Consider the following 25,355-nt stretch of genomic DNA (forward strand, 5'->3'; position numbering starts at 1 on the left):
GAGCGAATTATTATGGTCGAACACCCAGGGATGTGGGGTAGGGCGCGAGCGCTGTTTCGAGTAGGAACAGTCGTCGGTTTGCAGCGGAAACAGTCGGGATCCGGATAGTGCCGGGTAAGCACAGGGAGCGACGGCGCTTGGGTAAGCGCCTCGATTATAGGAAGGGGGCTAACAATCGAACAAGCGCAAAAGATCGCAGGGTAGGAGCTGCCGAAGGCTGCGATCTTTTGATCTTCTATCGGGCAGGCACTAAAGCAGGCACCGATGAAGTCAGCCAGATCAGCACCTTGCTCACCCGGTTCTCCTCGGTCTCGAGAATCTCCAGGCGATAACGCCCGATCTTCAGACAGACAGCGCTTTCAGGAATCGTCTCCAACGCTTCAGTCACCAGCCCGTTCAGCGTCTTCGGCCCGTCGCTCGGCAGATGCCAGCCCAGGCACTTGTTCAGGTCGCGAATCGACGCGGCGCCATCGATCACCATGCGCCCGTCGGCCTGAGGATGAATATGCGGATTGTCGAGGCTGTGCTCGCTTTCGAATTCGCCGACGATCTCTTCGAGAATGTCTTCAAGGGTGACGATGCCCAGCACTTCGCCGTACTCATCGACGACCATGCCGAGGCGGCGCTGCTGCTTGTGGAAGTTCAGCAGTTGCAGCTGCAACGGCGTACTTTCCGGGACGAAGTACGGCTCGTAGCTGGCGGCCAGCAGCGCCTCGCGGGTCAGTCCGCCATTACTGAGCAAATGGCCGATCTGACGGGTGTTAAGCACCGCCTCGACCTGATTGATATCACTGTGAAACACCGGCAGGCGTGTGCGCTTGTTCTCGCGCAGTTGCTCGATGATCTCTTCGATCGAGTCGTCGAGGTTGATGCCATCGACGTCGCTGCGCGGCACCAGAATGTCGTTGACCGTGATGTTGTCCAGCGCATGAATGCCCGACACCGGGTGGGCGCGGACCGGATGTTCGGGATCATCATCGTGATCGGCTGGCATCTCGTCCTCGCTCTGTTGCACCACCTGAGCCTTGCGCGTGAACGGCGTCATCAGCAAAGCGCTGAGACGGCTGAACAGCCAGGCGGGCGGGTAGACGATTTTCATCGGCACCATCAGCAAAGCATTGCCGAACGCCAGCACGGCTTCGGGATGGCGCCGGGCCACAGTGCGCGGAAAATAATCGGCAAATACCAGCAGAATGGCGCCGGCGCCAAGGCACGCCGCCCAGGGGCCGTTTTCGTCGCAGAGGAAAATCGCCAACAGCGTCGCGATGATCACCGCAAGGGCGCGGCACAGGGTGTTGCAGAGGATCAGGCTGTCGAGCGGGAAGCTCAGCTTCGCCAGCGGCTTATCGCTGGCGCGCGAGGCAACACGTTGCGCGAGCAGGTGCTGCTGCGCGATTTCGACGGCGGTAAACAGCCCTGACCATAAAATCAGCAGGACAAATACCGCGAGCATCGGCCCTATGGGCAAACCGTCCATTTATGCCGCCCGTCAGATGTGCAGAATGTATTCACGAACCAGTTTGCTGCCGAAGTACGCCAGCATCAGCAGGCAGAAACCGGCGAGGGTCCAGCGAATCGCCTTGTGGCCACGCCAGCCGAGACGGTTGCGCCCCCACAACAGCACGCTGAAGACGATCCACGCCAGACAGGCCAGCAGGGTCTTGTGCACCAGATGCTGGGCAAACAGGTTCTCGACGAACAGCCAGCCGGAAATCAGCGACAGCGACAGCAGCGTCCAGCCGGCCCAGAGAAAGCCGAACAGCAGACTTTCCATGGTTTGCAGCGGCGGGAAGTTCTTGATCAGCCCGGACGGGTGCTTGTGCTTGAGCTGATGGTCCTGAACCAACAGCAGCAACGCCTGGAACACCGCGATGGTAAACATGCCGTAGGCGAGGATCGACAATAGAATGTGGGCGAGGATGCCCGGCTCTTCATCGATGATCTGCACCGTGCCGGTCGGCGCGAACTGCGCCAGCAGTACCGTGATCGCGCCGAGCGGGAACAGCAACACCAGCAGGTTTTCCACCGGGATTCGCGAGCAGGCGAGCAGGGTCAGGGCAATGACTGCGGCGGCAATCAGGCTCGAAGCACTGAAAAAGTCCAGGCCGAGGCCGATCGGCGTCAATAAATGAGTGAGCAGGCTGGCGCCGTGGGCGAGCACGGCGAACACGCCGAGGCTGACCAGCAGGCGCTTGTTCGCCTTGGCGCCGGTGGCCAGGCGGGTACTTTGATAGACGGTCGCAGCGGCGTAGAGCAGGGCGGCGGCGAGGGTGGTCAGCAAACTGGGTGACAAGGGGAGCATAAATCCTGTTAGGCGAGCCCGAAAGGCGCTGAGTTTGGCATAGAACCGCCACGGCACGAAAGACTCCGCAAGCTGACGGCGAGGTGTCCGCCGGCCGCAGTCTTCGCTATAATCTGCGACCTGCCCACGCCGCAGGCTCGCCGGGCACATGTTGATTCCGGTCTGGGCCGCCATTATCCCGGTTCGTACAGGGCCTGAAAGGATCGCGCAATGTTTGAAAACTTAACCGACCGTCTCTCGCAGACGCTGCGCCATGTCACCGGCAAGGCGAAGCTGACCGAGGACAATATCAAAGACACCCTGCGTGAAGTGCGCATGGCGTTGCTCGAAGCTGACGTCGCGTTGCCGGTGGTCAAGGACTTCGTCAATTCGGTCAAGGAGCGCGCTGTCGGCACCGAGGTGTCGCGCAGCCTGACGCCGGGCCAGGCGTTCGTGAAGATCGTCCAGGCCGAACTCGAAAGCCTGATGGGCGCGGCCAACGAAGACCTCAACCTGAGCGCCGTTCCTCCCGCCGTGATTCTGATGGCCGGTCTGCAGGGCGCGGGTAAAACCACCACTGCCGGCAAGCTGGCGCGCTTCCTTAAAGAGCGCAAGAAGAAGTCGGTCATGGTCGTGTCGGCGGACATCTACCGTCCGGCGGCGATCAAGCAGCTGGAAACCCTGGCCAACGACATCGGCGTGACGTTCTTCCCGTCCGACCTGAGCCAGAAGCCGGTCGACATCGCCAACGCGGCTATTAAAGAAGCCAAACTGAAATTCATCGACGTGGTCATCGTCGACACCGCCGGTCGTCTGCACATCGACGAAGAGATGATGGGCGAGATCAAGGCGCTGCACGCCGCGATCAACCCGGTCGAAACCCTGTTCGTGGTCGACGCCATGACCGGTCAGGACGCCGCCAACACAGCCAAGGCCTTCGGCGATGCGCTGCCGCTGACCGGTGTGATCCTGACCAAGGTCGACGGCGACGCCCGTGGCGGTGCCGCGCTGTCGGTGCGCGCCATCACCGGCAAGCCGATCAAGTTCATCGGTATGGGCGAGAAGAGCGAAGCGCTCGATCCGTTCCACCCTGAGCGTATCGCCTCGCGGATCCTCGGCATGGGTGACGTGCTCAGCCTGATCGAACAGGCCGAAGCGACGCTGGACAAGGACAAGGCCGACAAACTGGCCAAGAAGCTGAAGAAGGGCAAGGGCTTCGACCTCGAAGACTTCCGCGATCAGTTGCAACAGATGAAGAACATGGGCGGCCTCGGTGGCCTCATGGACAAACTGCCGAGCATCGGCGGCGTCAACCTGTCGCAGATGGGCAATGCCCAGAACGCCGCAGAGAAGCAGTTCAAGCAGATGGAAGCCATCATCAATTCCATGACCCCGGCCGAGCGCCGCGACCCTGAGCTGATCAGCGGTTCGCGCAAGCGCCGGATCGCCATGGGTTCCGGCACGCAGGTGCAGGACATCGGCCGCTTGATCAAGCAGCACAAGCAGATGCAGAAGATGATGAAGAAATTCACCGCCAAGGGCGGTATGGCAAAAATGATGCGCGGCATGGGCGGTATGTTGCCCGGCGGCGGCATGCCGAAGATGTAAGACGTTCTGTCTGATCCATTCTTCTTATATATGGCGAGAGAAATGGGTAAGGCGGGCACAAGATCCGCGCCGGTCGTCGCACCGGCGCAGACCCTGCAAGGAAGCAGGATCAACAGCAAACCCGCACTCGGCGGGAGCTGACTGGCCGTTTTCATCGACGGCTCTCTATGCAAATCTGCACGGCATGCCATGGGCGCCGGAAAAAGGCATTTGCAAAAGTCCGGATATTCCTTAGAATATGCGGCCTTTCGGGCACCCATGCCCGCTGTGCATTTAGATTTGCAGCACCGACTACAGGAACGATGTTCACATGCTAACAATCCGTCTTGCCCTTGGCGGCTCCAAAAAGCGCCCGTTTTACCACCTGACCGTAACCGACTCGCGTAACCCGCGTGACGGCTCCCACAAAGAACAGGTTGGCTTCTTCAACCCTGTTGCCCGTGGTCAGGAAATCCGTCTGTCCGTGAACCAAGAGCGCGTTGCCTACTGGCTGAGCGTTGGTGCACAACCTTCTGAGCGCGTTGCTCAGTTGTTGAAGGAATCTGCCAAGGCTGCGGCCTGAGCAATATGAACGCGACGCCAGCCCCTGCCGATGATTTGATCGTTATTGGCAAAATTTATTCTGTTCATGGCGTTCGCGGCGAAGTGAAGGTTTATTCCTTTACTGATCCGACTGAAAACCTGTTGCAGTACAAAACCTGGACGCTCAAGCGCGAAGGCAATGTCAAACAGGTCGAGCTGGTCAGTGGACGCGGGAGCGACAAGTTCCTGGTCGCCAAGCTCAAGGGTCTCGATGATCGTGAAGAAGCTCGTCTTCTGGCCGGTTATGAGATCTGCGTGCCGCGCAACCTGTTCGCTGAATTGACCGAAGGCGAGTACTACTGGTACCAGCTGGAAGGTCTGAAGGTCATCGACACGCTTGGGCAACTGCTCGGGAAAATCGATCATCTTCTGGAAACCGGCGCCAATGATGTAATGGTCGTCAAGCCTTGCGCTGGCAGCCTGGATGATCGCGAACGCCTGTTGCCCTATACGGAGCAATGCGTGTTGGCCGTCGACCTGGAAGCGGGCGAGATGAAGGTGGATTGGGACGCGGACTTCTGAACGTGGCTAACTTGCGCGTAGAAGTGATCAGTCTGTTTCCCGAGATGTTTTCCGCCATTGGCGATTACGGCATCACCAGTCGTGCGGTCAAACAGGGGCTTTTGCAGCTGACCTGTTGGAATCCGCGAGATTACACGACGGATCGGCATCACACTGTGGACGATCGCCCGTTTGGCGGTGGTCCGGGCATGGTGATGAAGATCAAGCCCCTGGAAGATGCTCTGGCCCAGGCCAAGGCAGCAGCCGGGGAGGCGGCGAAGGTGATTTACCTGTCCCCCCAAGGCCGTCAACTGACTCAGTCGGCGGTACGCGAGCTGGCACAATCGGATGCATTGATCCTGATTGCCGGCCGTTACGAAGGCATTGACGAGCGCTTTATTGAGGCTCATGTCGATGAAGAGTGGTCGATTGGCGACTATGTACTGTCTGGCGGCGAGCTGCCGGCCATGGTCCTGATCGATGCGGTTACACGACTGCTGCCTGGAGCTTTAGGGCATGCGGATTCCGCTGAGGAAGATTCCTTTACGGATGGTCTGCTGGATTGCCCGCACTACACCCGACCGGAGGTGTATGCGGATCAGCGTGTTCCCGACGTGTTGCTGAGTGGCAATCACGCGCATATCCGGCGTTGGCGTTTACAGCAGTCCCTTGGTCGGACCTATGAACGACGCGCCGATCTTCTGGAAAGCCGCTCGCTTTCTGGAGAAGAGAAGAAGCTGCTCGAGGAATACATCCGCGAGCGGGACGATAGTTAACAACGTATCGATGGTAGATCGAACGATTTACCTTAGGAGCACAGCATGACCAACAAAATCATCCTTGCACTCGAAGCAGAGCAGATGACCAAAGAAATCCCTACCTTCGCCCCAGGCGACACTATTGTCGTTCAGGTGAAAGTGAAGGAAGGCGATCGTTCCCGTCTGCAAGCGTTCGAAGGCGTTGTAATCGCCAAGCGCAACCGCGGCGTGAACAGTGCGTTCACCGTTCGTAAAATCTCCAACGGTGTTGGCGTAGAACGTACTTTCCAGACCTACTCCCCGCAGATCGACAGCATGGCTGTGAAACGTCGCGGTGACGTACGTAAAGCCAAGCTGTACTACCTGCGCGACCTGTCGGGTAAAGCAGCTCGCATCAAGGAAAAACTGGCTTAAGCCCAGCTTCCGATGCAGAAAAAAGCAGCCTACGGGCTGCTTTTTTGTTGCCTGGAATTTACCGGTTCAATCTCACACGCCGCGCTCAATGAAGCTGCCTGTTTCTTGAACTGGCCGGCTATGAAAGACTAGCGCCCCTTCACTGTCCATTTGCGCGCAGCTCGAAAGCTGCCTGCCCCGAGCATCCATGCCTGCCATCGACCATCCGCTGATTGATCAATTCCTCGACGCTTTATGGCTGGAGAAAGGCCTGTCCGACAACACTCGCGACGCCTATCGCAGCGACCTCGCGCTGTTCAACGGCTGGTTGCAGGAGAAGAACCTCGAGCTGATCAATGCCGGTCGCGAGTTGATCCTCGATCACTTGGCCTGGCGCCTGGAGCAAAACTACAAGCCACGCTCGACGGCGAGATTTCTCTCCGGGGTGCGGGGCTTTTATCGCTATCTGCTGCGGGAAAAGCTGATCCACGTCGATCCGACATTGCGCGTCGACATGCCGCAACTCGGCAGGCCTTTGCCCAAGTCGCTGTCGGAAGCTGATGTCGAAGCGCTGCTCAAAGCGCCGGATCTCAGTGACGCCATCGGCCAGCGCGACCGCGCGATGCTGGAAGTGTTGTATGCCTGTGGTTTGCGCGTGACCGAACTGATCAGCCTGACCCTGGAGCAGGTCAATCTGCGCCAGGGCGTTTTGCGGGTGATGGGCAAGGGCAGCAAGGAACGCCTGGTGCCGATGGGCGAGGAGGCGATTGTCTGGGTCGAGCGTTATATGCGTGATGGCCGTAGCGAATTGCTCGGTGGGCGCCCCAGCGATGTGCTGTTTCCCAGTCAGCGCGGCGAGCAGATGACCCGGCAGACGTTCTGGCATCGCATCAAACACCAGGCCAAGGTCGCCGGGATCAGCAAATCGCTGTCGCCGCACACGTTGCGCCACGCATTTGCCACGCATCTGCTCAACCACGGCGCGGACTTGCGCGTGGTGCAGATGTTGCTCGGGCACAGCGACCTGTCCACCACGCAGATCTATACCCACGTCGCCCGCGCCCGCTTGCAGGACCTGCACGCCAAACACCATCCTCGCGGCTGAACACGAAACCCTGTGTAGGAGCTGCCGAAGGCTGCGATCTTTTGATCTTGCTTTCGTTTACAGAAGCCAGAATCAAAAGATCGCAGCCTTCGGCAGCTCCTACGGAGTGAGATCGATGTCTTGTGTCAGGCGCATTCGGCCCTCGCGGCCTTATGTGTTAGGCTTTGCCGGTTTGCACGATGGACGGTTATGACCCGGTGTTTCGCACGGGCGTTCTGATCGTTTCATTGGCCCGCCCTCAGGAGTACTCATGCGTCTGACCCAGATTTTCGTCACCGCCGCCATTGCGCTGGTGAGCACCTTTGCCGTCGCCGATGACGCGGCCGACAAAGCCATTCGTCAAAGCCTGGAAAAACTCGAACTCGAGGTTCCGGTCGAAAGCATCAATGCCAGCCCGTTGCCCGGCATGTACGAAGTCAAACTCAAAGGCAGCCGCGTGCTCTACGCCAGCGCCGATGGCCAGTACATCGTTCAGGGAAACCTGTACCAGCTCGAGAACGGTAAACCGGTCAACCTGACCGAGAAGACCGAACGACTGGGCATTTCCAAACTGATCAATGCCATTCCGGTCGCCGAAACCGTGGTCTACCCGGCCGTGGGCGAAACCAAATCGCACATCACCGTGTTCACCGACACCACCTGCCCGTATTGCCACAAACTGCACGCTGAAGTGCCCGAGCTGAACAAGCGCGGCATCGAAGTGCGCTACGTGGCGTTCCCGCGCCAGGGCCTGAATTCGCCGGGTGACGAGCAGTTGCAGGCGGTGTGGTGCTCCAAGGACAAGAAAGCCGCCATGGACAAAATGGTCGATGGCAAGGAAATCAAAGCCGCCAAGTGCGATAACCCGGTTTCCAAGCAATTTGCGCTCGGTCAGTCGATCGGCGTGAACGGTACACCGGCCATCGTTTTGGCTGATGGACAAGTCATTCCGGGCTACCAGCCTGCGCCACAAGTCGCCAAACTGGCGCTGGGCGCGAAGTAATTCGCATCGTCGCGGGCAGCCGTTGACGATCGTGGTCCGGCAGCAACAGCGCCGGGCCATCAACAGAGAGCCGCGAGCACGCGGTTGTTTTCCGGCCGACCCTGCGTCGGCCGTTTCATGGGGAGTTCACAGTGAATCCGGTCAAAGTAGGCATCTGTGGGTTAGGGACCGTCGGTGGCGGTACCTTCAACGTACTTCAGCGCAACGCCGAGGAAATTGCTCGTCGTGCCGGGCGTGGAATCGAAGTGGCACAAATTGCCACGCGCACGCCAAAGCCTCAGTTCCAGACGACCGGTATTGCGATTACCAACGATGTCTTCGAAGTGGCCACGAACCCTGAGATCGACATCGTCATAGAGCTGATGGGCGGCTACACCGTTGCCCGCGAGCTGGTACTCAAGGCCATCGAGAATGGCAAGCATGTGGTCACCGCGAACAAGGCCCTGATAGCCGTTCACGGTAATGAGATTTTCGCCAAGGCACGCGAGAAAGGCGTGATCGTGGCGTTTGAAGCAGCAGTGGCCGGTGGCATTCCGGTGATCAAGGCGATCCGTGAAGGCCTGTCTGCCAACCGCATCAACTGGGTTGCCGGGATCATCAACGGCACCGGCAACTTCATTCTCACCGAAATGCGCGAGAAGGGCCGTACGTTCGAAGACGTGCTCGCCGAAGCGCAAGCCCTGGGTTACGCCGAAGCCGATCCGACTTTCGACGTCGAAGGCATCGATGCCGCACACAAGTTGACCATTCTGGCGTCGATTGCCTTCGGTATTCCGCTGCAATTCGACAAGGCGTACACCGAAGGCATCACCAAACTGACCACTGCCGACGTCAACTACGCCGAAGCGCTGGGCTATCGCATCAAGCACCTCGGTGTGGCGCGCAGCACTGACGCCGGCATCGAGTTGCGCGTGCACCCGACACTGATTCCGGCCGATCGCCTGATCGCCAACGTCAACGGGGTGATGAACGCCGTCATGGTCAACGGTGATGCCGCCGGTTCGACGCTGTTCTACGGCGCCGGCGCCGGCATGGAGCCGACCGCTTCCTCGGTGATCGCCGATCTGGTCGACGTGGTTCGCGCCATGACCTCCGACCCGGAAAACCGTGTGCCGCACCTGGCCTTTCAGCCGGACTCGCTGTCGGCGCATCCGATCCTGCCGATCGAAGCCTGTGAAAGCGCTTATTATCTGCGCATTCAGGCCAAGGACCATCCGGGCGTGCTGGCTCAGGTGGCGAGCATCCTGTCGGAGCGCGGCATCAATATCGAATCGATCATGCAGAAGGAAGTCGAAGAGCATGACGGCCTGGTGCCGATGATCCTGCTGACCCACCGCGTGGTCGAGCAGCGTATCAATGATGCAATCACTGCGCTGGAAGCACTGGCTGGCGTCGACGGCCCGGTTGTACGGATCCGTGTCGAACATTTGAACTAAAAGCAGCGGCACGCTTCGAGCTGCAAGCGGCAAGAGAGAAGCAGTCTGGCTTTTACTTGCGACTTGCAGCTTGCAGCTTGCAGCTCAAACCGAAGGTTTGAAAAAAATGCGATATATCAGTACTCGCGGCCAGGCCCCGGCCCTGAATTTCGAAGACGTCCTGCTGGCCGGTCTGGCGACCGATGGCGGTCTGTACGTCCCGGAAAACCTGCCACGTTTTACTCAGGAAGAGATCGCTTCCTGGGCCGGCCTGCCGTATCACGAACTGGCGTTCCGAGTGATGCGTCCTTTCGTCACCGGCAGCATCCCGGATGCCGATTTCAAAAAGATTCTCGAAGAAACCTACGGTGTGTTCGCCCACAGCGCCGTTGCTCCATTGCGGCAACTGAACGGCAACGAGTGGGTGCTGGAGCTGTTCCACGGCCCGACCCTGGCGTTCAAGGACTTCGCCCTGCAACTGCTCGGCCGTCTGCTCGATTACGTGCTGGCGAAGCGCGGCGAGCGCGTGGTGATTGTCGGTGCCACCTCCGGTGACACCGGTTCGGCGGCTATCGAAGGCTGCAAGCACTGCGAAAACGTCGATATCTTTATCCTGCATCCGCACCAGCGCGTGTCTGAAGTACAGCGTCGGCAGATGACGACGATCTTCGGCGAGAACATCCACAACATCGCCATCGAAGGCAACTTCGATGACTGCCAGGAAATGGTCAAGAACAGCTTCGCCGACCAGAGCTTCCTCAAAGGCACGCGTCTGGTGGCGGTGAACTCGATCAACTGGGCGCGGATCATGGCCCAGATCGTCTACTACTTCCATGCAGCCCTGCAGTTGGGCGGTCCGGCGCGTTCGGTGTCGTTCTCGGTACCGACCGGCAACTTCGGCGACATCTTCGCGGGTTACCTTGCGCGCAACATGGGTCTGCCGATCAATCAGTTGATCGTCGCGACCAACCGCAACGACATCCTGCACCGCTTCATGAGCGGCAACCAGTACGTCAAGGAAACCCTGCACGCGACGTTGTCGCCGTCGATGGACATCATGGTTTCGTCGAACTTCGAACGACTGCTGTTCGACCTGCACGGTCGTAACGGTGCGGCGATTGCCAGCCTGATGGGCTCGTTCAAAAAGGACGGCAGCTTCAGCGTCGAACAAGAGCGCTGGACCGAAGCGCGCAAACTGTTCGACTCGCTGGCGGTGGACGATGCGCAGACTTGCGAAACCATTGCCGAAGTCTACGAGCAGAGCGGTGAAGTCCTTGATCCGCATACGGCGATCGGTGTGAAAGCCGCGCGCGAATGCCGTCGCAGTCTGGACATCCCGATGGTGATTCTGGGGACTGCCCATCCGGTCAAGTTTCCCGAGGCAGTGGAGAAAGCGGGTGTAGGAAAAGCGCTCGAACTACCTGCACATCTTTCTGATTTGTTTGAGAGAAACGAGCGCTGTACGGTGCTACCAAACGACCTGAAAGCCGTGCAAGCCTTTGTCAGTCAGCATGGCAACCGTGGCAAGCCACTCTAAGCCTGCAAAAGCTGTCACATTTTGAAGCCCGTCTCCTGACGGGCTTTTTTGTTTCTGCTGCCACACTGCTCGGGTTTTCACCCACGAAGGACGGGTGAGTCGATCACGAAGGAAATGGCAATGCTGTTTTACAGAGGTTTGAAACCGGCACTGGGCTGGTTGTTTTTGTTGGCGATGCTGGGCTGGATGCACAACGGAGTGGCGGCGCAAATGGCGCTCGATCAGGCGAATGCGGCAGTCAATGTGCAGGCTGTCGAACTGGATGCGCACGAGCGGCAATGGATCCGTGACAACCCCAAAGTAACAGTGGCGTCGGTGCAATATCCGCTGTACCTGTTTCAGGACGAGCACGGACAGTGGAGCGGCCTGAACAACGACGTACTCAAACACGTCAGCGCGATGACCGGTTTGCAATTCGAGCATCAGGAATCATTCTCCACCGATCATATGCTCGAACGCCTGCAAAGCGGGGTCGCGGACATTAGCACGACCTTGGCCATGAGCGATGATCGCAAGCTGTTTCTTGATTTCAGCCATGCGTTCGGCGGCGCCGGCTGGGTTTTCGTCGGGCATGGCGGTGCACCGACCATAGAGTCTTTCGAGCAATTGGCAAAACGCGTCGTAGTGCTGCCGGCTCGCCACGCGCTGGAAGATGTGATTCGGCGCGATTATCCAGCGATCGAAATACGCTCGGTGAAGACTTATGCCGAAGCCCGGGCATTGGTCGAAAGTGGTGAGGCCTACGCCACGATCGAAAACGAAATCGGCGCGCAGCTCTATCCGCTGGGCATGCTCAAGGTCGGCGGCTTGGTGGAGGGCAAGTGGGAAGCCGATCACCTCGCTGTACGAAAAGGCATGCCGGAGCTGCTGAGTATTCTCAACAAGGCGCTGGAGGCTTTCCCTGCTGCGGAGTTACGGGCGATCCGTCTTAAATGGCTGGAAGGAATTTCGCCGGCGCCCGTGCCATCGATCTGGCAGCAACTGGTCGAGTGGGGATGCTGGGCGATGGGGGTGATCGGCGTTTTCGGAATACTGTCATTGGTTTGGAACAGGCGCCTGGCGGCCGTGATCAAATTGCGCTGCGAAGCGGAAAAGGAACTGGGCGATCAATTGGCGTTCCAGCACGCCCTGATCGATTCGATGCCGGATCCGGTGTTCGTCCGGGATCTGCAAGGGCGCCTGATCATCTGTAATCGCAGTTACGAGGAGGCGTTGTCAGTGCGCCTGGATCAGATGCAGGGGCGCCTGCTGATCGAGGTCGATGCATTTCCTGAAACCACCGCCCGGATGCTGCACGACGAATTCATCGCGCAGTTGCAAACCCGCAAGTCGCGCTTCAGCAAACGACAGCTGGTATTCAATGGCGGGCCGCGCGAGGTCTATCAGTGGACCGTGCCGTTTTACAGCGGTGACGGTAAATTGCGCGGCTTGTTGGGCGGCTGGACCGACATCACGCAGCGCAAGTCCGAAAGCGGGTGTCGCTGTCTGCAGTAAAGATGGGAAATGTCCTGCAAGACGCGGCTACTTTTCTGATGGGAGGCTTAAGACGCCTGCCCTAGAGTGAACGACAACTGCGGTGAGAGTCCGCGATGATCGCTCCAGAGGTCGCCCATGCGCTCGCTTAAAGTCCTGATTCTTGAACCCAACCCGTTCCAGCTGATGGCGTTGCATCAGATGCTCAACGCCATCGGTATCTACGACGTGCTGACCGCGCCTTCGTTAGCCTCAGCTCTGTGTTCGCTGGGCCATCGCGGTGCGGTCGATATTGCTATCTGCGATCCGCAACTCAAGGGAGGTGATGGCCTGGCCCTGATTCATCACCTGGCGGCGCACCACGAGGCGCGTGCATTGATCCTGCTGGGCGCGGTCGCGCAGAGCCTGTTGAGTGACCTCGAGCCCGTGCTGCAACAACGACGCCTGCGCCTGCTGGGGCGTCTGCAAACGCCGGTCTCGGCAGTGTTGATGAGAGCGCTGCTGGACAATTATCTGATATCGCCGCCGGAGCTCGTCGAGGCCTGAGCCCGGCGGTTATTTTTCTGTCATCTTCGCCGTGCATGCTTTGTCAGACGCGGCCCCGTACGATTGGGTCGCGACAGGCAGAACTTTCTTCTCGGGCCGGTGGTCATTTAATGTGAACACGCCCCAGGCACTGTGTTTTCGGACTATTGAGTGGAGATCGAGATGGAAAGTATCAGTCTATTGCTCGGTGAGGCTCTGAGCCCGTATCAGGTGACGCTGACCCCTCGCGGCAGCCATGGTGAATGTCTGGTGACGCTGAAGAACAGCAGCGGCGCAATTGTAGTGGAACGCGAATTCAATCAGGCCCAGTTGAGCGACAAGCGCTTGCTGACTGACGTGGTGGACGGGCTGCACCGTGACGTCATGATCGCCGAGGGACGGCTGGAACCCTGCGTCATCGCGGCGTTGCGCAATGCGGCTCTGGACAAGCGTCCTGTCCTGTAAAGATGAAATATTTTTTGTGGGAACCTTCCTGCATCCCTGTCAGTCAGACCCCATAACAGCAGGATCAAGCATTGTGCTCCGGTGCTTGTCGCTTGCTGCTACGGGTCTCGAAGCAGACCACGTTTAACCCCGAGTCGTCTCCCCACTTCTCGGGGTTTCTTTTTGCCTGGCGTTTGCTCACTGCGTAGCGGCTTGCTCGAAAACCAGCGCGCCCGTGGTGCTCAAATGGCTCCGTCTTCACGCAACCGAGCGATTTGCGCCGCGTCGTAGCCCAGTTCGCCAAGCACCTGCGCGTTGTGTTCGCCAAGCTGTGGTCCGACCCACTCGGACGAACCCGGCGTTTCGGACAGTTTCGGGACGATGCCGGGCATTTTGAAGTCCTTGCCGTCCGGCAGCTTGGCATGCAGAAACATTTCCCGAGCCAGGTATTGCGGGTCGTTGAACATGTCCTCGGCGCTGAAGATTCGGCTGACTGGCACCTCAGCCTGGTTGAGCAGGTCGAGCACGCCTTGCAGCGGTAGCGAATTGACCCAGCGATCAATCACGCCATAGAGCTCGTCGCGGCGACTGTCACGCCCGTCATTGCTCGCCAGCGCCGGGTCATTGGCAAGGTCTTCGCGGTCGATCACCTGCATGAAACGTTTGAAGATGGCATCGCCGTTGGCGCCGATCTGCACATGCTTGCCGTCGGCGCTGGTGTGGATAGAAGAGGGCGTGATGCCCGGCATGATGTTGCCACTGCGTTCGCGGATGAAACCGAAGACGTCGAACTCCGGCACCATGCTTTCCATCATCGCGAAAATCGCCTCATACAGGGCGACATCGACCACTTGGCCGAGTCCGCCGTTGACCTCGCGATGACGCAGCGCCATCAGTGCACCGATCACGCCCCACAGCGCGGCAATCGAATCGCCGATGGAAATCCCGGTGCGCACCGGCGGCCGATCCTCGAAACCGGTGATGTACCGCAGGCCGCCCATGGACTCGCCAACCGCGCCGAAGCCTGGCTGATCCTTCATTGGCCCGGTCTGGCCAAAACCGGACAGGCGCACCATCACCAGTTTCGGGTTCAGCGAATGCAAGGTTTCCCAGCTCAGGCCGAGTTTTTCCAGCACTCCGGGGCGGAAATTCTCGATGAGGATGTCGGCCTCGCCCAGCAGTTGTTTCAGGATGGCCAAACCGTCGGGATGTTTGAGGTTGAGGGTCAGCGACTTCTTGTTGCGCGCCTGGACGAACCACCACAGGGAGGTGCCTTCGTACAACTTGCGCCATTTGCGCAGGGGATCACCGCCCTCCGGCGATTCGATCTTGATCACTTCGGCGCCGAACTCGCCGCAGATGCGCGAGGCAAACGGCCCGGCGATCAGCGTACCCAATTCAATGACTTTCAGACCCGAGAGCGGTTTGCTGGTGAACGGCATGCGAAATCCTGTAGGACAAGGCTGAGCGAATACAGGTTTTTAACATAGCCGGCTGTCAGACGCCGCAGCTTGATTGCCATCAATTCGATGATTGCCTGTGCCATCGGTTAGACTTGCCGACTTTCCTCGTATCAAGAAGCCCGTTCATGGCCCAGCCGTCCACTACGTACAAATTTGAACTGAACCTCACCGACCTCGACCGCAGTGTCTACGAGAGCGTCAAGCAGACCATCGCCCGTCACCCTTCGGAGACTGAAGAGCGCATGACCGTGCGGCTGCTGGCCTACGCCCTCTGGTACAACGAGCAGCTGTCGTTCGGCCGTGGTCTGTCAGACGTGGATGAACCGGCCTTGTGGGAAAAAAGCCTGGATGACCGCGTCCTGCACTGGATCGAAGTCGGCCAGCCGGATGCCGACCGCCTGACCTGGTGCTCGCGCCGTACCGAACGCACCAGCCTGCTGGCCTACGGCAGCCTGCGCGTGTGGGAAACCAAGGTGATCCCGGCAATCAAGAACCTGAAAAACGTCAACATCGCCTCCGTCCCGCAAGAAGTGCTGGAAACCCTGGCCAAGGACATGCCGCGCGTCATCAAGTGGGACGTGATGATCAGCGAAGGCACGATCTTCGTCACCGACGACCGCGGTCAGCACGAAGTCCAGTTGCAATGGTTGCAAGGTGAGCGCGGCTGAGGTCGCGACACCGCTGATATTTCCCACGAATCAAAGAGAAGCCTCCGTCGCCCCATGCGTATCGAACCTCGTCAACTGCCTGCCACGCTGCCTTTCCTCGGTGATCTGCCGCCACTGCTGACCCGCCTGTACGCGGCGCGGGGCGTGCAATCGGAAGCGGAGCTGGACAAAAGTCTGGCGCGCTTGATCCCGTTTCAGCAGCTTAAAGGCATCGATGCGGCGGTTGACCTGCTGGTGACGGCATTGGAGCAACGCCAGCGCATTCTGATCGTCGGCGACTTCGATGCGGACGGCGCCACCGCCAGCACCGTCGGTGTGCTCGGCTTGCGCCTGCTGGGCGCGGCACATGTCGATTATCTTGTGCCCAACCGTTTCGAATACGGCTACGGCCTGACCCCGGAAATCGTCGAAGTTGCGCTGACTCGTGAACCGCAATTATTGATCACCGTCGACAACGGTATTTCCAGCGTCGAAGGCGTCGCGGCGGCCAAGCGTGCCGGACTGAAGGTGCTGATCACCGACCACCACTTGCCCGGCGATGAACTGCCGCAGGCCGATGCGCTGGTCAATCCGAACCAGCCGGGCTGCGAATTTCCGAGCAAGGCACTGGCCGGCGTCGGGGTGATTTTCTATGTATTGATGGCCTTGCGCGCGCGCCTGCGCAGCCTCGGCTGGTACGAGAGCAAACCACAACCGAACATCGGCGAACTGCTTGACTTGGTGGCCTTGGGCAGCGTCGCCGACGTGGTGCCGCTGGATGCCAACAACCGCATTCTGGTACACCAGGGCCTGGAGCGGATTCGCGCCGGTCGGGCGCGGCCGGGGATCAAGGCGATCCTCGAAGTCGCCAAGCGTGATGCGGCGCGGATCACTTCCACCGACCTGGGTTTTATCGTCGGCCCGCGTCTGAATGCCGCCGGGCGCCTGGACGACATGAGCCTGGGCATCGAATGCCTGCTCACCGCTGATGCCAATCTGGCTCGGGAAATGGCTGCGCAACTGGACGGCATGAACCAGGATCGCAAATCCATCGAGCAGGGCATGCAGCGTGAAGCGCTGGCGCAGCTCAAGGATCTGCCGGTCGAATCGATGCCGTTCGGTTTGTGCCTGTTCGATCCGGAGTGGCACCAAGGCGTGATCGGCATTCTCGCTTCGCGCATGAAAGAGCGGTATTTCCGCCCGACCATTGCCTTCGCCGATGCCGGTGAGGGTTTGCTCAAGGGCTCCGGGCGTTCAGTGCAAGGTTTCCATATCCGCGATGCGCTGAGCGTGGTTGCGGCACAGCATCCGAACCTGATCGCCAAATATGGTGGTCACGCGATGGCCGCTGGTCTGACCTTGCCGCAGGAGAATTTTCCGCTGTTCGCCGAGGCATTCGACGCCGAAGTGCGTAGGCAACTTCGCGAGGAAGACCTCACCGGGCGTATGTTGTCGGACGGCACGCTGGCCATCGAAGAGTTCCACCTCGAACTGGCCCGCGCCTTGCGCCACGCCGGGCCGTGGGGTCAGCATTTTCCCGAGCCTCTGTTTCATGGCGTGTTTCAGCTGGTCGAGCAGCGCGTGGTTGGCGAACGGCATTTGAAAGTGGTGCTGAAAAGCGAATGCGGCTCGGTGAAACTCGATGGCATCGCGTTTGGGATCGATCGGGATATCTGGCCGAACCCGACGATTCAATGGGTTGAACTGGCTTACAAGCTTGACGTTAACGAGTTTCGCGGCAACGAGACTGTGCAGTTGATGATTGCTCACATCCAACCGCGTTGACGCCATTCGCGAGCAGGCTCGCTCCCACAGGGAATGTACTCCACATGTGGGAGCGAGCCTGCTCGCGAAGCGTCCTCACACACTGAATTACTCTGAACCCTCCTTCATCCCCGGTTGTCGACTAGGCTCTAAGCACTGCTTGATTGGCCTTGTGACGTCTTGTCGAATTTTTGCCCGCGGGGGCGGGTGTTGCACCCTTTTTCTGTCACTCGTCGACTTTTCAAACAGAACCCTGGAGCCTGCCCACTGATTCGAGAGGTGCCCCATGAGTCTGCTGCTTGAACCCTTTACCCTTCGCCAACTGACCTTGCCTAACCGCATCGCCGTGTCGCCGATGTGCCAGTACTCCAGCGTCGACGGCCTGGCCAACGACTGGCATCTGGTGCACTTGGGCAGCCGCGCGGTGGGCGGTGCCGGGCTGGTTTTCACCGAAGCCACGGCGGTCACCGCCGACGGGCGCATCACCGCCGAAGACCTCGGTCTGTGGAATGACGAACAGATCGCTCCGCTGCAACGCATCACCCGCTTCATCACCGCCCAAGGCGCGGTCGCCGGTATTCAACTGGCCCATGCCGGGCGCAAGGCCAGCACCCACCGGCCGTGGATTGGCAAGCATGGCAGCGTCAAACCTGAAGATGGCGGCTGGACCCCGGTCGGGCCATCGCCGATTGCTTTCGATCCGCAGCATACGCAGCCGAAACAGCTGGATGAAGGGCAGATCGCTGAAGTGATCCAGGCCTTCGTCGATGCGGCCAAACGCGCGCTGACGGCCGGTTTCAGCGTGGTTGAGGTGCATGCCGCGCATGGCTATCTGCTCCATCAGTTTCTTTCGCCGCTGAGCAATCAACGCCGCGATCAGTACGGTGGTTCGTTCGAGAACCGTATCCGTCTGGTGCTGCAGGTCACCGAAGCGGTGCGGGCGGTGTGGCCGGAAGAACTGCCGGTATTCGTTCGCGTCTCGGCGACCGATTGGGTTGAAGACGGCTGGAATCCGGATGAGACCGTGGAGCTGGCGCGGCGTCTGCACGCCCTTGGCGCGGATCTGATCGATGTGTCGTCGGGCGGGACTGCGGCCAATGCGGAGATTCCGGTCGGGCCCGGTTATCAGACGCGCTTCGCCGAGCGCGTACGCAAAGAGTCAGGCATTGCCACCGGCACTGTCGGAATGATTACCGAGCCGGCGCAGGCCGAGCATATTCTTCGCACCTGTCAGGCCGATATCATTTTCCTCGCCCGCGAGCTACTGCGTGATCCGTACTGGCCGCTGCACGCCGATGATGATCTGGGCGGGCGCAAAGCGGTATGGCCGGCGCAGTATCAGCGCGCGACCCATCGCGACCAGCCGATTCATGAGTCGGATTTGCGTGATTGATTGAAGGCCGGAACGCAAAAGCCCCGACCAGTGATGGTCGGGGCTTTTCTATTCGGCACAAGCTTGCGTTGTCAGGCGGGCCTCTTCGCGAGCAGGCTCGCTCCCACAATAGGAATGCGGACCCCTGTGGGAGCGAGCCTGCTCGCGAATGACGCCAGAACAGCCGCCTTATAACCTCAAGGATATTTACGCTTGTCCGGCGCCGGCGGGAAATACTGGTACAGCCAGGTCTCGCTCAGCGTGCGATCGTTGGTGCGAATGAACAGGCGCAGTTCCACTGGCTCGACGCTGTCATTGGTCGGGTACCAATCGAACAGAATCCGATAACCCTTGATGTCATCCAGCACCAGCACGCTGAAGTCCTGCACCTTGCCGTTGGAACAGGTGATCACCGGCTCGATCCCGGTGCCCTGTGGCAGGCGCTCCAGGCCGCCACCGGTGAAGTCCACGGCAAAACGCCGCGCCCAGACCGGCGGGTAGTGTTCACCCGGCGCCCAGCCCTCGGTGAAGCCGCCCATGCCCGAACGCGTTGCGTGCACCCGTGCCAGTGGTGTGCCGACCGGTGGCAGTGCGCTCCAGTACAGCTTGTAACCGTAATTCAGCGAATCACCGGCAGCCACGGGTTTCTTCGGCGTCCAGAACGCGACGATGTTATCCAGCGTCTCGCCGGTTGTAGGAATTTCCAGCAGATCGATAGAGCCTTCGCCCCAGGCGGTTGTAGGTTCTACCCACAGGCTCGGGCGTTTGCTGTACCAGTCGACAGTGTCCTGATAGTTGGCGAATTCGTGGTCGGTTTGCACAAGGCCGAAGCCTTTCGGATCCTTGTCGGCGAACGCGTTGAATTGCAACGTTGCCGGGTTATTCAGCGGCCGGCAAATCCACTCGCCATTGCCGCGCCACATGGCCAGGCGATCGGAGTCGTGAATTTGCGGGTGAATGGTGTCGCACATGCGTCGTTCGTGGGTGCCGCAGCTGAACATGCTGGTCATCGGCGCCACGCCGAGTTGTTCGATGGTGGTTCGAGCGTTGATGTGCGCGTCGATTTCCATGACCACGCGCTCGGCCTGGCAATCGATGTCGAAGCGATAGGCGCCGGTGGCGCTCGGCGAGTCGAGCAGGGCGTAGACCACAAAGCGCGTGGCGTTCTTGTCCGGCGTCTCGAACCAGAACTTGGTGAAGTCGGGAAACTCTTCGCGCTTCTTCGCGTACGTGTCGATGGCCAGGCCGCGTGCGGAGAGGCCATATTGGCCAGTGGCATCAACCGCCCGGAAATAACTGGCGCCGAGAAACGACACCACGTCATGCCGATCCAGCTCCGGCGCCTTGAACAGTTTGAAACCGGCAAAACCCAGGTCGCCCTTGAGCTGCTGGGTGTCGACCGAAGTGTTCTCGTAGTTGAACAGCGCCGGGCGGAAATGTACTTCGCGGGCCATGCGCGTCTTCGGATCAACGCTGTACATGCGCACCGGTTGACGGAAGCCCATGCCGACGTGGAAGAACTGCACGTCCAACTGGCCTTTGTTCTCCTTCCACAGGGAATGCTCGCCGTCGTAGCGGATCGCGTTGAAATTCTGTGGAGTCATAGACGCCAGGGTCGGCGGCAACACCTGTTTCGTATCCTGATAGGCATTGCCAGCGAGCTGCTTGGCCTGACGCTTCAGCGACTCGAAATCGAAGGCCTGGGCCTCGCCATCAGCGGCGCCACCATTGGCCGCCCAGGCGCGAGCGGCCAACAGGCCCGACGCGGAAAGACCGGTATAGGCCGCAATGGCCATGGACGCTTTGAGCAAATTCCTGCGGTGCATAAATACAACCTGTCGTGTGCAATCCCGCGCCGTTCCTGGCACGTGTCGGATCGGAAATTACGGTTCGGTCATGCCTTCGGCCAAACGCAACGGACTATAAACAGATGCCCGCTAGCTTAATCGGTTCGATTGTCGGGCAAAAAGCCTTGTTTGCATCGCGTCATCTGGCAATGAAACAAGACATGTCTGTAATTTTTCTGACAGGGCTCTCTGATTTAGAGGGCATATCTGCTTTTTTCGATTAATTACTCTAAAAACCACTTTTCAACGCCGATTTAATTCCTATTCTATGGGCAAGACCGGATACAAGCCTTCGTGCCGGCGGGGCACACGACGCTGCTCGAAGAGGCAGGGCGATGTGAGGTTCAGCAGTTTCTTGACTCAATAGAGAAGGACATCGTCCATGGCAAAAATACAAGGCATCACCGAAATGTTGGGCATCTTCCCTTGCTTGGGCGGCGGGCGCAGAAGACGCCGCCTCAACTCCGAGGAATTGAAATTGGTGGAGCGTTATCGAGAGCTGTCAGAGAGTGACCGGATCGCCATGCGTTATCTGGTGGATGCGATGCGCAGTGTTTCGCGGTTTTAACCTGAAAAAAAGGACGGACTGTGAAGTCCGTCCTTTTCTACGTCCTACATGCTGTGGAACACCACGGTGCAATGGAGCGACCTCTTAGAAGGTGTTTCCGTCAATTCGAGGAGAATGATCCTACGATAAGCGGCGGTTGCGGATTCTGATAGCAGGTATTACGTTGATGGCACGAGTAATACTCAAGGAGCACGATATGACGACAACCATGACCAGCAAGGGCCAAGTCACTATTCCCAAACCCATACGCGACGCCTTGCGCCTGACGCCGGGGTCGGCTATTGAGTTCAGCGTCAATGAGCAGGGTGAAGTGGTTTTGCACAGCGCCAGACACGATCCAGGTCAACCAAACACACCGGATCGGTTTGACGCAGTTCGTGGCAAGGCAGATATCAAATGGCGGACGGATGACTTGATGGCATTACTCCGGGGGGATGATTGATGGTATTGGTCGATACCAACGTATTGATCGATGTTCTGGAGGACGATCCCGTGTGGGCTGAATGGTCGATTCAGCAGCTTCGGTCTCAGTCATTGATCCACGATTTAGTAATCAACCCGGTTGTTTACGCAGAACTGTCCCAGACGTTCTCTTCATTCGAAACCTTGGATGAAGTCGTTAACCAGCTAGGGCTGGTCGTCCAGGAAATTCCGCGACCTGCGCTTTTTCTTGCCGGCAAGGCGTTCGTACGTTATCGAAAAGTGGGTGGTGGAAAACACAACGTGCTGGCTGATTTCTTTATCGGTGCACATGCAGCGGTAAAGAAGCTCCCGTTGTTAACTCGGGATTCCAAGCGGTATCGCAATTACTTCCCCTCGGTCCAGTTAATCACACCCTCCTGAATGCTCAGCCCGGTTGCCAACCGCGAGCAGCGGAACTCCCCCGGTTTGGGATGTCTGTACCTGATGTGAGTCAGCCTGCTCGCGATGCATTTAGCGCTTGAACATCACATGCCGAACCGTGGTGTTGTACGCCAGCCCAAACATGGCCATGTCCTTGCCATAACCGCGGCGGCGGACATTTTTCGCTGGACTGAAGTGCAAAATCGGTTTTCCCCAGGTCAGCTGCGCAGTTCAATCCCGAGCGCGAGCAACATCTCGAAGCACACTCGCGGGGCGGGTTCGGGCACTTTCGAACTAGGCTGAGGGCCTTAGATCCGGATAACCCTTGTTTGGAGACGGAACATGAACACCCGTGGATTGCTCGATCAACTGCTCAAATCCGGGCAGGAAATGCTGCAGAACAAGGCTGGCGGCGCTTCCAACAAATCGGCTGCCAGCGGACTTGGCGGCTTGCTCGGTGGCTCGTCTGGCTCCAGCGGCCTCGGCGGCCTGCTGTCCGGCGCGGGCGGCGGCGCATTGGCCGCGGGCGCGATGGGCCTGCTGCTCGGCAACAAAAAAGTCCGCAAGGTCGGCGGCAAAGTCGCCATCTACGGCGGCCTCGCCGCGCTGGGCGTGCTGGCCTACAAGGCCTACGGCAACTACAACGCCCAGAAAGGCAGCGCGCCACAACGCGAACCACAAACTCTCGACCGCCTGCCACCCGCGCAAGTCGAAGAACATAGCCAGGCGATCCTCAAAGCCCTGGTCGCCGCCGCCAAGGCCGACGGCCACATCGACGAGCGCGAGCGCGAACTGATCGAAGGCGAATTCACCAAACTCGACAACGACCAGGAGCTGCAACACTGGCTCCACGCCGAACTCAACAAACCCCTCGACCCCACCGACGTCGCCCGCGCGGCCAGCACGCCGGAAATGGCGGCGGAGATGTACATCGCCAGTGTGATGCTGGTGGATGAGGATAATTTCATGGAGAAGAGTTATCTGGATGAACTGGCACGGCAGTTGAAATTGGAGCCGGGGTTGAAGGTGGAGTTGGAGAGGCAGGTGCGGTTGGCGGGGGCTTAAAGTTATCGTTTAAAAAAATCGCAGTGTTAGGCTGCGATTTTTTTGCCTGCGGACTGGAGGAAAGCGACAGTTGAGCGCGGTTAGAAAGATCTGCTTTTTGCGCCTGTGATCACAGCTGTCTGGCTGCTGCAGGAAGCGCGAATCAAACCTCCTGCCGCCAAGCGGAGAACGTGATCACTGTGCCGGCTTCTTTTCTATTGGTGATTTCTATTTTATAGGTACCACCATCAATGTGACCCTCAACCAGTGCTTTGCGCTCGTTGCCGCTGACTTCCGCGTCCTTCGCATGCTGCTGATAGAAGTCGATAACATCCGCGTATTCGGTAAAAGTCCTGAGAATGACCTCATATTCATGCTGAGGGCGTCCGGCTATTTTGTCCCAATCACCGTCAATTGGTGTGCCTTCCATACCCGGTGTCGTAAATACACCGTGAGCGCCAGCGCCAATCAGGTGAGCTCGCTGCGGAAGCAATGCCAGCATCGCTTTTGGAAAATCGGAAGGTAATTGAGCCGCAGACCAGGCTCCCTGTTTCGGCTGAGTCACGATGTACTCAACGTGGGCAATCTTCTGCGCAGCGGCTCGGCGTTCTGGGTCATCACTCTCCGCCCACAGCGCCATCATAGGAGGCAACTGCTTACTCCAGGAGACCAAAGAGTCAGCGTCAGCCTTCTTGGCGCCTTCTGGCTGGAAAATAGTCAGCACTGTTTCCGGCGCATCGTTACAAGTCAATGCTTCCTCACGAGACTTGACGGTGCAGTGGCCATTGACCAATCCTACGGCGAGCAAATGCCCCTTGTCGTCCAACAGTAATGCGCCGCGCTCGAATCCGTTGTTACCGTCGTCCATGGCGGTGATCATTTTTCTGCCGGGAGGCACGCCATCAACAAACGTGGCCATCTGCGAGTCGAGCGCTTCAAGAACCTGCTGCACGATCATCGTATTGTCATTGGTGTAACTTCCGGTTTGGTACCCAAAAAAATTAACGAGTGCAGAGCGAACCGCCGGGTCTTGGTTGAGCTTGGAAGCCCGTTCTGGACTGGCTTCGTTTGTGAGCAACAAGGCAGTTGTGCCGTCGGGACGTTGTTCGGATCGAAGTGACAGCGCGATTGCGCTCAGGGAGAAGGTGAAGGCTAGAAGCAAGGCGAGAGTGCGGCTCAAGTGTTTCAAGATAACAGTCCTTTGGTTATTTAATCCGTGAGAGTGATCGCAGAGATTTGATCGGGTGATTATGCGTTGAGCGTAAGTTTTCTGTTTTTTTTCATTATTCTTGATTGGGGATTTTTAATTTGACAGTGGCCTTGCAGGTCTCAGTATCGCGCCTTCCATGCTTATCAGGCGGCCCAGCAGATTTCTTCGTACAACTAATCAGTCAAGGCTTCCAGAACTCAATTCCTTCCATATGACGCTCTATGTCATCCATGTCATCCTCACCAAGAGTTGAGTCAAAATTTTTGCTGATAATTGTTCTGATTTTTGCTAGTCGCTGAGTTACGTTTTCATCGTCAATGAACTCAGTTGTAGCTTTCCGGTATTCTTCAACCGATTTGTCGCTATAGTAACTTCCCATTTTATGTAGAGAAATCAAGATGAATTCAATATTTGCGAGTGCTTCCAGAGCATCTTCGCCAGTCAGTATGATTTTTTGTTTTTTTTTCTAACATTATTTTCTCTGATAGGGCATTGCGACAATTGGGGGCGGATTTATTTCAATGGAAAATAAATCTGTCCCTGTATGTCCAGACTGGCTCTTATTGATTTTTATCTGATTTTTTAGCTTTTTCCAAAAGGTTGTACAGCTCTGGATAATAGTCGATTTCTTCTGGCGGCAGTTGGTCAATTATATTTTGTATTTTTTCGGCATATTTTGTTTCAATTGGTGTTTCTGTCCAGTCTAGCTCTGAGGCGGCGGCGATAGATACCTCGATAGATTCGGAGTCAAGAAGTAGTTTTAAAATCTCTATGGCATCTGCTGACCGCAATTCACCCAGTGCCGCAGCACTTCGCTCTTGCCAATATTGCTCCATAGAGAGAATAGTGTCGTGCAAAAGTTTCCAATCTTCCGCGTTGAATTTTTTCAATACTCCCTTAGCTACTTGCTCCGTTATGTACTCGTTCCAATTGGAGTCTTCATTCTGCCCAAGCCAGTGATTGTACTCTTCGTAAATTTTGCTGTTCATTCGC

Annotated in this window: 25 protein-coding genes; 19 read left to right on the forward strand and 6 right to left on the reverse strand. The window is 58.2% G+C overall.

From position 1 onward, the window contains the following. Positions 1-235: 235 nt before the first annotated feature. Together J2Y90_RS10965 and J2Y90_RS10970 are read right to left on the reverse strand one after the other, a co-directional pair. Positions 236-1,477, reverse strand: coding sequence for a transporter associated domain-containing protein (locus J2Y90_RS10965; RefSeq protein ID WP_253499430.1), 1,242 nt, complete (start codon positions 1,475-1,477; stop codon positions 236-238). Between the two features lie 12 nt (positions 1,478-1,489). Beyond that, the gene (locus tag J2Y90_RS10970; RefSeq protein WP_016771539.1) at positions 1,490-2,302 is read right to left on the reverse strand and encodes a cytochrome C assembly family protein; all 813 of its coding nucleotides are present in this window, start codon (positions 2,300-2,302) and stop codon (positions 1,490-1,492) included. 210 nt (positions 2,303-2,512) lie between these two features. Between J2Y90_RS10970 and ffh the strand changes: the two genes are divergently transcribed. The 12 genes from ffh (at position 2,513) to J2Y90_RS11030 (ending at position 13,625) form a co-directional block, all read left to right on the forward strand. Further along, positions 2,513-3,889, forward strand: a complete 1,377-nt coding sequence (gene ffh / locus J2Y90_RS10975; RefSeq protein WP_007967791.1) for a signal recognition particle protein — start codon at positions 2,513-2,515, stop codon at positions 3,887-3,889. Positions 3,890-4,199: 310 nt separating this feature from the next. Next, entirely contained in the window at positions 4,200-4,451 is a 252-nt protein-coding gene (gene rpsP / locus J2Y90_RS10980; protein WP_003185073.1) for a 30S ribosomal protein S16, read from the forward strand. 5 nt (positions 4,452-4,456) lie between these two features. After that, complete coding sequence (rimM, locus tag J2Y90_RS10985) at positions 4,457-4,993, forward strand: ribosome maturation factor RimM (RefSeq protein ID WP_016771538.1); 537 nt, start codon at positions 4,457-4,459, stop codon at positions 4,991-4,993. A 2-nt stretch (positions 4,994-4,995) separates the two neighbouring features. Then, positions 4,996-5,748, forward strand: a complete 753-nt coding sequence (gene trmD / locus J2Y90_RS10990; RefSeq protein ID WP_038860625.1) for a tRNA (guanosine(37)-N1)-methyltransferase TrmD — start codon at positions 4,996-4,998, stop codon at positions 5,746-5,748. Positions 5,749-5,793: 45 nt separating this feature from the next. After that, on the forward strand, positions 5,794-6,144 hold the full coding sequence (gene rplS / locus J2Y90_RS10995) for a 50S ribosomal protein L19 (RefSeq protein ID WP_003175895.1): 351 nt from the start codon (positions 5,794-5,796) through the stop codon (positions 6,142-6,144). A 187-nt stretch (positions 6,145-6,331) separates the two neighbouring features. Beyond that, positions 6,332-7,228 carry a site-specific tyrosine recombinase XerD gene (gene xerD, locus J2Y90_RS11000; RefSeq protein WP_253499433.1) on the forward strand — a complete coding sequence of 299 codons (897 nt, stop codon included), beginning with the start codon at positions 6,332-6,334 and terminating at the stop codon, positions 7,226-7,228. Between the two features lie 250 nt (positions 7,229-7,478). After that, entirely contained in the window at positions 7,479-8,210 is a 732-nt protein-coding gene (gene dsbC, locus J2Y90_RS11005) for a bifunctional protein-disulfide isomerase/oxidoreductase DsbC (RefSeq protein ID WP_253499436.1), read from the forward strand. Positions 8,211-8,341: 131 nt separating this feature from the next. Continuing rightward, complete coding sequence (locus J2Y90_RS11010) at positions 8,342-9,646, forward strand: homoserine dehydrogenase (protein WP_253499439.1); 1,305 nt, start codon at positions 8,342-8,344, stop codon at positions 9,644-9,646. A 106-nt stretch (positions 9,647-9,752) separates the two neighbouring features. After that, positions 9,753-11,162: a threonine synthase gene (thrC, locus tag J2Y90_RS11015; protein ID WP_253499443.1), complete on the forward strand. Its 1,410-nt coding sequence runs from the start codon at positions 9,753-9,755 to the stop codon at positions 11,160-11,162. 120 nt (positions 11,163-11,282) lie between these two features. Beyond that, positions 11,283-12,656 (forward strand): transporter substrate-binding domain-containing protein, encoded by a 1,374-nt coding sequence (locus J2Y90_RS11020; RefSeq protein WP_253499445.1) that lies wholly within the window; start codon positions 11,283-11,285, stop codon positions 12,654-12,656. Positions 12,657-12,773: 117 nt separating this feature from the next. Then, a complete protein-coding gene (locus J2Y90_RS11025) occupies positions 12,774-13,181 on the forward strand; it encodes a response regulator (RefSeq protein WP_253499447.1) in 408 nt (135 codons plus the stop codon). Between the two features lie 162 nt (positions 13,182-13,343). Next, a complete protein-coding gene (locus J2Y90_RS11030) occupies positions 13,344-13,625 on the forward strand; it encodes a DUF3509 domain-containing protein (protein WP_253499450.1) in 282 nt (93 codons plus the stop codon). Positions 13,626-13,846: 221 nt separating this feature from the next. Here the strand turns inward: J2Y90_RS11030 and J2Y90_RS11035 are convergent, their stop codons facing one another. Continuing rightward, the gene (locus J2Y90_RS11035; protein ID WP_253499452.1) at positions 13,847-15,046 is read right to left on the reverse strand and encodes a CaiB/BaiF CoA transferase family protein; all 1,200 of its coding nucleotides are present in this window, start codon (positions 15,044-15,046) and stop codon (positions 13,847-13,849) included. A gap of 146 nt (positions 15,047-15,192) precedes the next feature. Here J2Y90_RS11035 and J2Y90_RS11040 point away from each other — a divergent pair, with 146 nt between their 5' ends. The 3 genes from J2Y90_RS11040 (at position 15,193) to J2Y90_RS11050 (ending at position 18,871) form a co-directional block, all read left to right on the forward strand. Then, positions 15,193-15,735 (forward strand): YaeQ family protein, encoded by a 543-nt coding sequence (locus tag J2Y90_RS11040; RefSeq protein ID WP_186532859.1) that lies wholly within the window; start codon positions 15,193-15,195, stop codon positions 15,733-15,735. Positions 15,736-15,789: 54 nt separating this feature from the next. Beyond that, positions 15,790-17,499: a single-stranded-DNA-specific exonuclease RecJ gene (gene recJ / locus J2Y90_RS11045; protein WP_253499454.1), complete on the forward strand. Its 1,710-nt coding sequence runs from the start codon at positions 15,790-15,792 to the stop codon at positions 17,497-17,499. 265 nt (positions 17,500-17,764) lie between these two features. Further along, complete coding sequence (locus J2Y90_RS11050) at positions 17,765-18,871, forward strand: NADH:flavin oxidoreductase/NADH oxidase (protein WP_253499456.1); 1,107 nt, start codon at positions 17,765-17,767, stop codon at positions 18,869-18,871. 176 nt (positions 18,872-19,047) lie between these two features. Here J2Y90_RS11050 and J2Y90_RS11055 read toward each other — a convergent pair whose 3' ends face one another. Further along, positions 19,048-20,676, reverse strand: coding sequence for a glucan biosynthesis protein D (locus J2Y90_RS11055; protein WP_253499458.1), 1,629 nt, complete (start codon positions 20,674-20,676; stop codon positions 19,048-19,050). Positions 20,677-21,079: 403 nt separating this feature from the next. On the opposite strand from J2Y90_RS11055, the gene J2Y90_RS11060 reads away from it, so the two are divergent. The 4 genes from J2Y90_RS11060 (at position 21,080) to J2Y90_RS11075 (ending at position 23,173) form a co-directional block, all read left to right on the forward strand. After that, positions 21,080-21,265, forward strand: a complete 186-nt coding sequence (locus tag J2Y90_RS11060) for a hypothetical protein (protein WP_016771524.1) — start codon at positions 21,080-21,082, stop codon at positions 21,263-21,265. Positions 21,266-21,461: 196 nt separating this feature from the next. Further along, positions 21,462-21,707, forward strand: coding sequence for an AbrB/MazE/SpoVT family DNA-binding domain-containing protein (locus tag J2Y90_RS11065; RefSeq protein WP_253499460.1), 246 nt, complete (start codon positions 21,462-21,464; stop codon positions 21,705-21,707). After that, positions 21,707-22,108: a type II toxin-antitoxin system VapC family toxin gene (locus J2Y90_RS11070; RefSeq protein WP_253499463.1), complete on the forward strand. Its 402-nt coding sequence runs from the start codon at positions 21,707-21,709 to the stop codon at positions 22,106-22,108. The genes J2Y90_RS11065 and J2Y90_RS11070 overlap by 1 nt, the downstream gene beginning before the upstream one ends. 342 nt (positions 22,109-22,450) lie before the next feature. Beyond that, positions 22,451-23,173 carry a tellurite resistance TerB family protein gene (locus J2Y90_RS11075; protein ID WP_253499467.1) on the forward strand — a complete coding sequence of 241 codons (723 nt, stop codon included), beginning with the start codon at positions 22,451-22,453 and terminating at the stop codon, positions 23,171-23,173. A gap of 142 nt (positions 23,174-23,315) precedes the next feature. On the opposite strand, the gene J2Y90_RS11080 is transcribed toward J2Y90_RS11075, so the two are convergent. Together J2Y90_RS11080 and J2Y90_RS11085 are read right to left on the reverse strand one after the other, a co-directional pair. Then, positions 23,316-24,341, reverse strand: coding sequence for a hypothetical protein (locus tag J2Y90_RS11080; RefSeq protein ID WP_253499470.1), 1,026 nt, complete (start codon positions 24,339-24,341; stop codon positions 23,316-23,318). 581 nt (positions 24,342-24,922) lie between these two features. Further along, positions 24,923-25,351 carry a HEAT repeat domain-containing protein gene (locus tag J2Y90_RS11085; protein ID WP_253499473.1) on the reverse strand — a complete coding sequence of 143 codons (429 nt, stop codon included), beginning with the start codon at positions 25,349-25,351 and terminating at the stop codon, positions 24,923-24,925. Between the last annotated feature and the right edge of the window lie 4 nt (positions 25,352-25,355).

The organism is Pseudomonas koreensis, assembly GCF_024169245.1.
GTDB lineage: Bacteria > Pseudomonadota > Gammaproteobacteria > Pseudomonadales > Pseudomonadaceae > Aquipseudomonas > Aquipseudomonas koreensis_F.

Excerpts from the sequence above, each read along its gene's own strand:
- J2Y90_RS10965 (WP_253499430.1), bottom strand. The coding sequence starts at position 1,477 with ATGGACGGTTTGCCCATAGGGCCGATGCTCGCGGTATTTGTCCTGCTG.
- J2Y90_RS10970 (WP_016771539.1), bottom strand. The coding sequence starts at position 2,302 with ATGCTCCCCTTGTCACCCAGTTTGCTGACCACCCTCGCCGCCGCCCTG.
- ffh (WP_007967791.1), top strand. The coding sequence starts at position 2,513 with ATGTTTGAAAACTTAACCGACCGTCTCTCGCAGACGCTGCGCCATGTC.
- rpsP (WP_003185073.1), top strand. The coding sequence starts at position 4,200 with ATGCTAACAATCCGTCTTGCCCTTGGCGGCTCCAAAAAGCGCCCGTTT.
- rimM (WP_016771538.1), top strand. The coding sequence starts at position 4,457 with ATGAACGCGACGCCAGCCCCTGCCGATGATTTGATCGTTATTGGCAAA.
- rplS (WP_003175895.1), top strand. The coding sequence starts at position 5,794 with ATGACCAACAAAATCATCCTTGCACTCGAAGCAGAGCAGATGACCAAA.
- xerD (WP_253499433.1), top strand. The coding sequence starts at position 6,332 with ATGCCTGCCATCGACCATCCGCTGATTGATCAATTCCTCGACGCTTTA.
- dsbC (WP_253499436.1), top strand. The coding sequence starts at position 7,479 with ATGCGTCTGACCCAGATTTTCGTCACCGCCGCCATTGCGCTGGTGAGC.
- thrC (WP_253499443.1), top strand. The coding sequence starts at position 9,753 with ATGCGATATATCAGTACTCGCGGCCAGGCCCCGGCCCTGAATTTCGAA.
- J2Y90_RS11020 (WP_253499445.1), top strand. The coding sequence starts at position 11,283 with ATGCTGTTTTACAGAGGTTTGAAACCGGCACTGGGCTGGTTGTTTTTG.
- J2Y90_RS11025 (WP_253499447.1), top strand. The coding sequence starts at position 12,774 with ATGCGCTCGCTTAAAGTCCTGATTCTTGAACCCAACCCGTTCCAGCTG.
- J2Y90_RS11030 (WP_253499450.1), top strand. The coding sequence starts at position 13,344 with ATGGAAAGTATCAGTCTATTGCTCGGTGAGGCTCTGAGCCCGTATCAG.
- J2Y90_RS11035 (WP_253499452.1), bottom strand. The coding sequence starts at position 15,046 with ATGCCGTTCACCAGCAAACCGCTCTCGGGTCTGAAAGTCATTGAATTG.
- J2Y90_RS11040 (WP_186532859.1), top strand. The coding sequence starts at position 15,193 with ATGGCCCAGCCGTCCACTACGTACAAATTTGAACTGAACCTCACCGAC.
- recJ (WP_253499454.1), top strand. The coding sequence starts at position 15,790 with ATGCGTATCGAACCTCGTCAACTGCCTGCCACGCTGCCTTTCCTCGGT.
- J2Y90_RS11050 (WP_253499456.1), top strand. The coding sequence starts at position 17,765 with ATGAGTCTGCTGCTTGAACCCTTTACCCTTCGCCAACTGACCTTGCCT.
- J2Y90_RS11055 (WP_253499458.1), bottom strand. The coding sequence starts at position 20,676 with ATGCACCGCAGGAATTTGCTCAAAGCGTCCATGGCCATTGCGGCCTAT.
- J2Y90_RS11060 (WP_016771524.1), top strand. The coding sequence starts at position 21,080 with ATGGCAAAAATACAAGGCATCACCGAAATGTTGGGCATCTTCCCTTGC.
- J2Y90_RS11065 (WP_253499460.1), top strand. The coding sequence starts at position 21,462 with ATGACGACAACCATGACCAGCAAGGGCCAAGTCACTATTCCCAAACCC.
- J2Y90_RS11070 (WP_253499463.1), top strand. The coding sequence starts at position 21,707 with ATGGTATTGGTCGATACCAACGTATTGATCGATGTTCTGGAGGACGAT.
- J2Y90_RS11075 (WP_253499467.1), top strand. The coding sequence starts at position 22,451 with ATGAACACCCGTGGATTGCTCGATCAACTGCTCAAATCCGGGCAGGAA.
- J2Y90_RS11085 (WP_253499473.1), bottom strand. The coding sequence starts at position 25,351 with ATGAACAGCAAAATTTACGAAGAGTACAATCACTGGCTTGGGCAGAAT.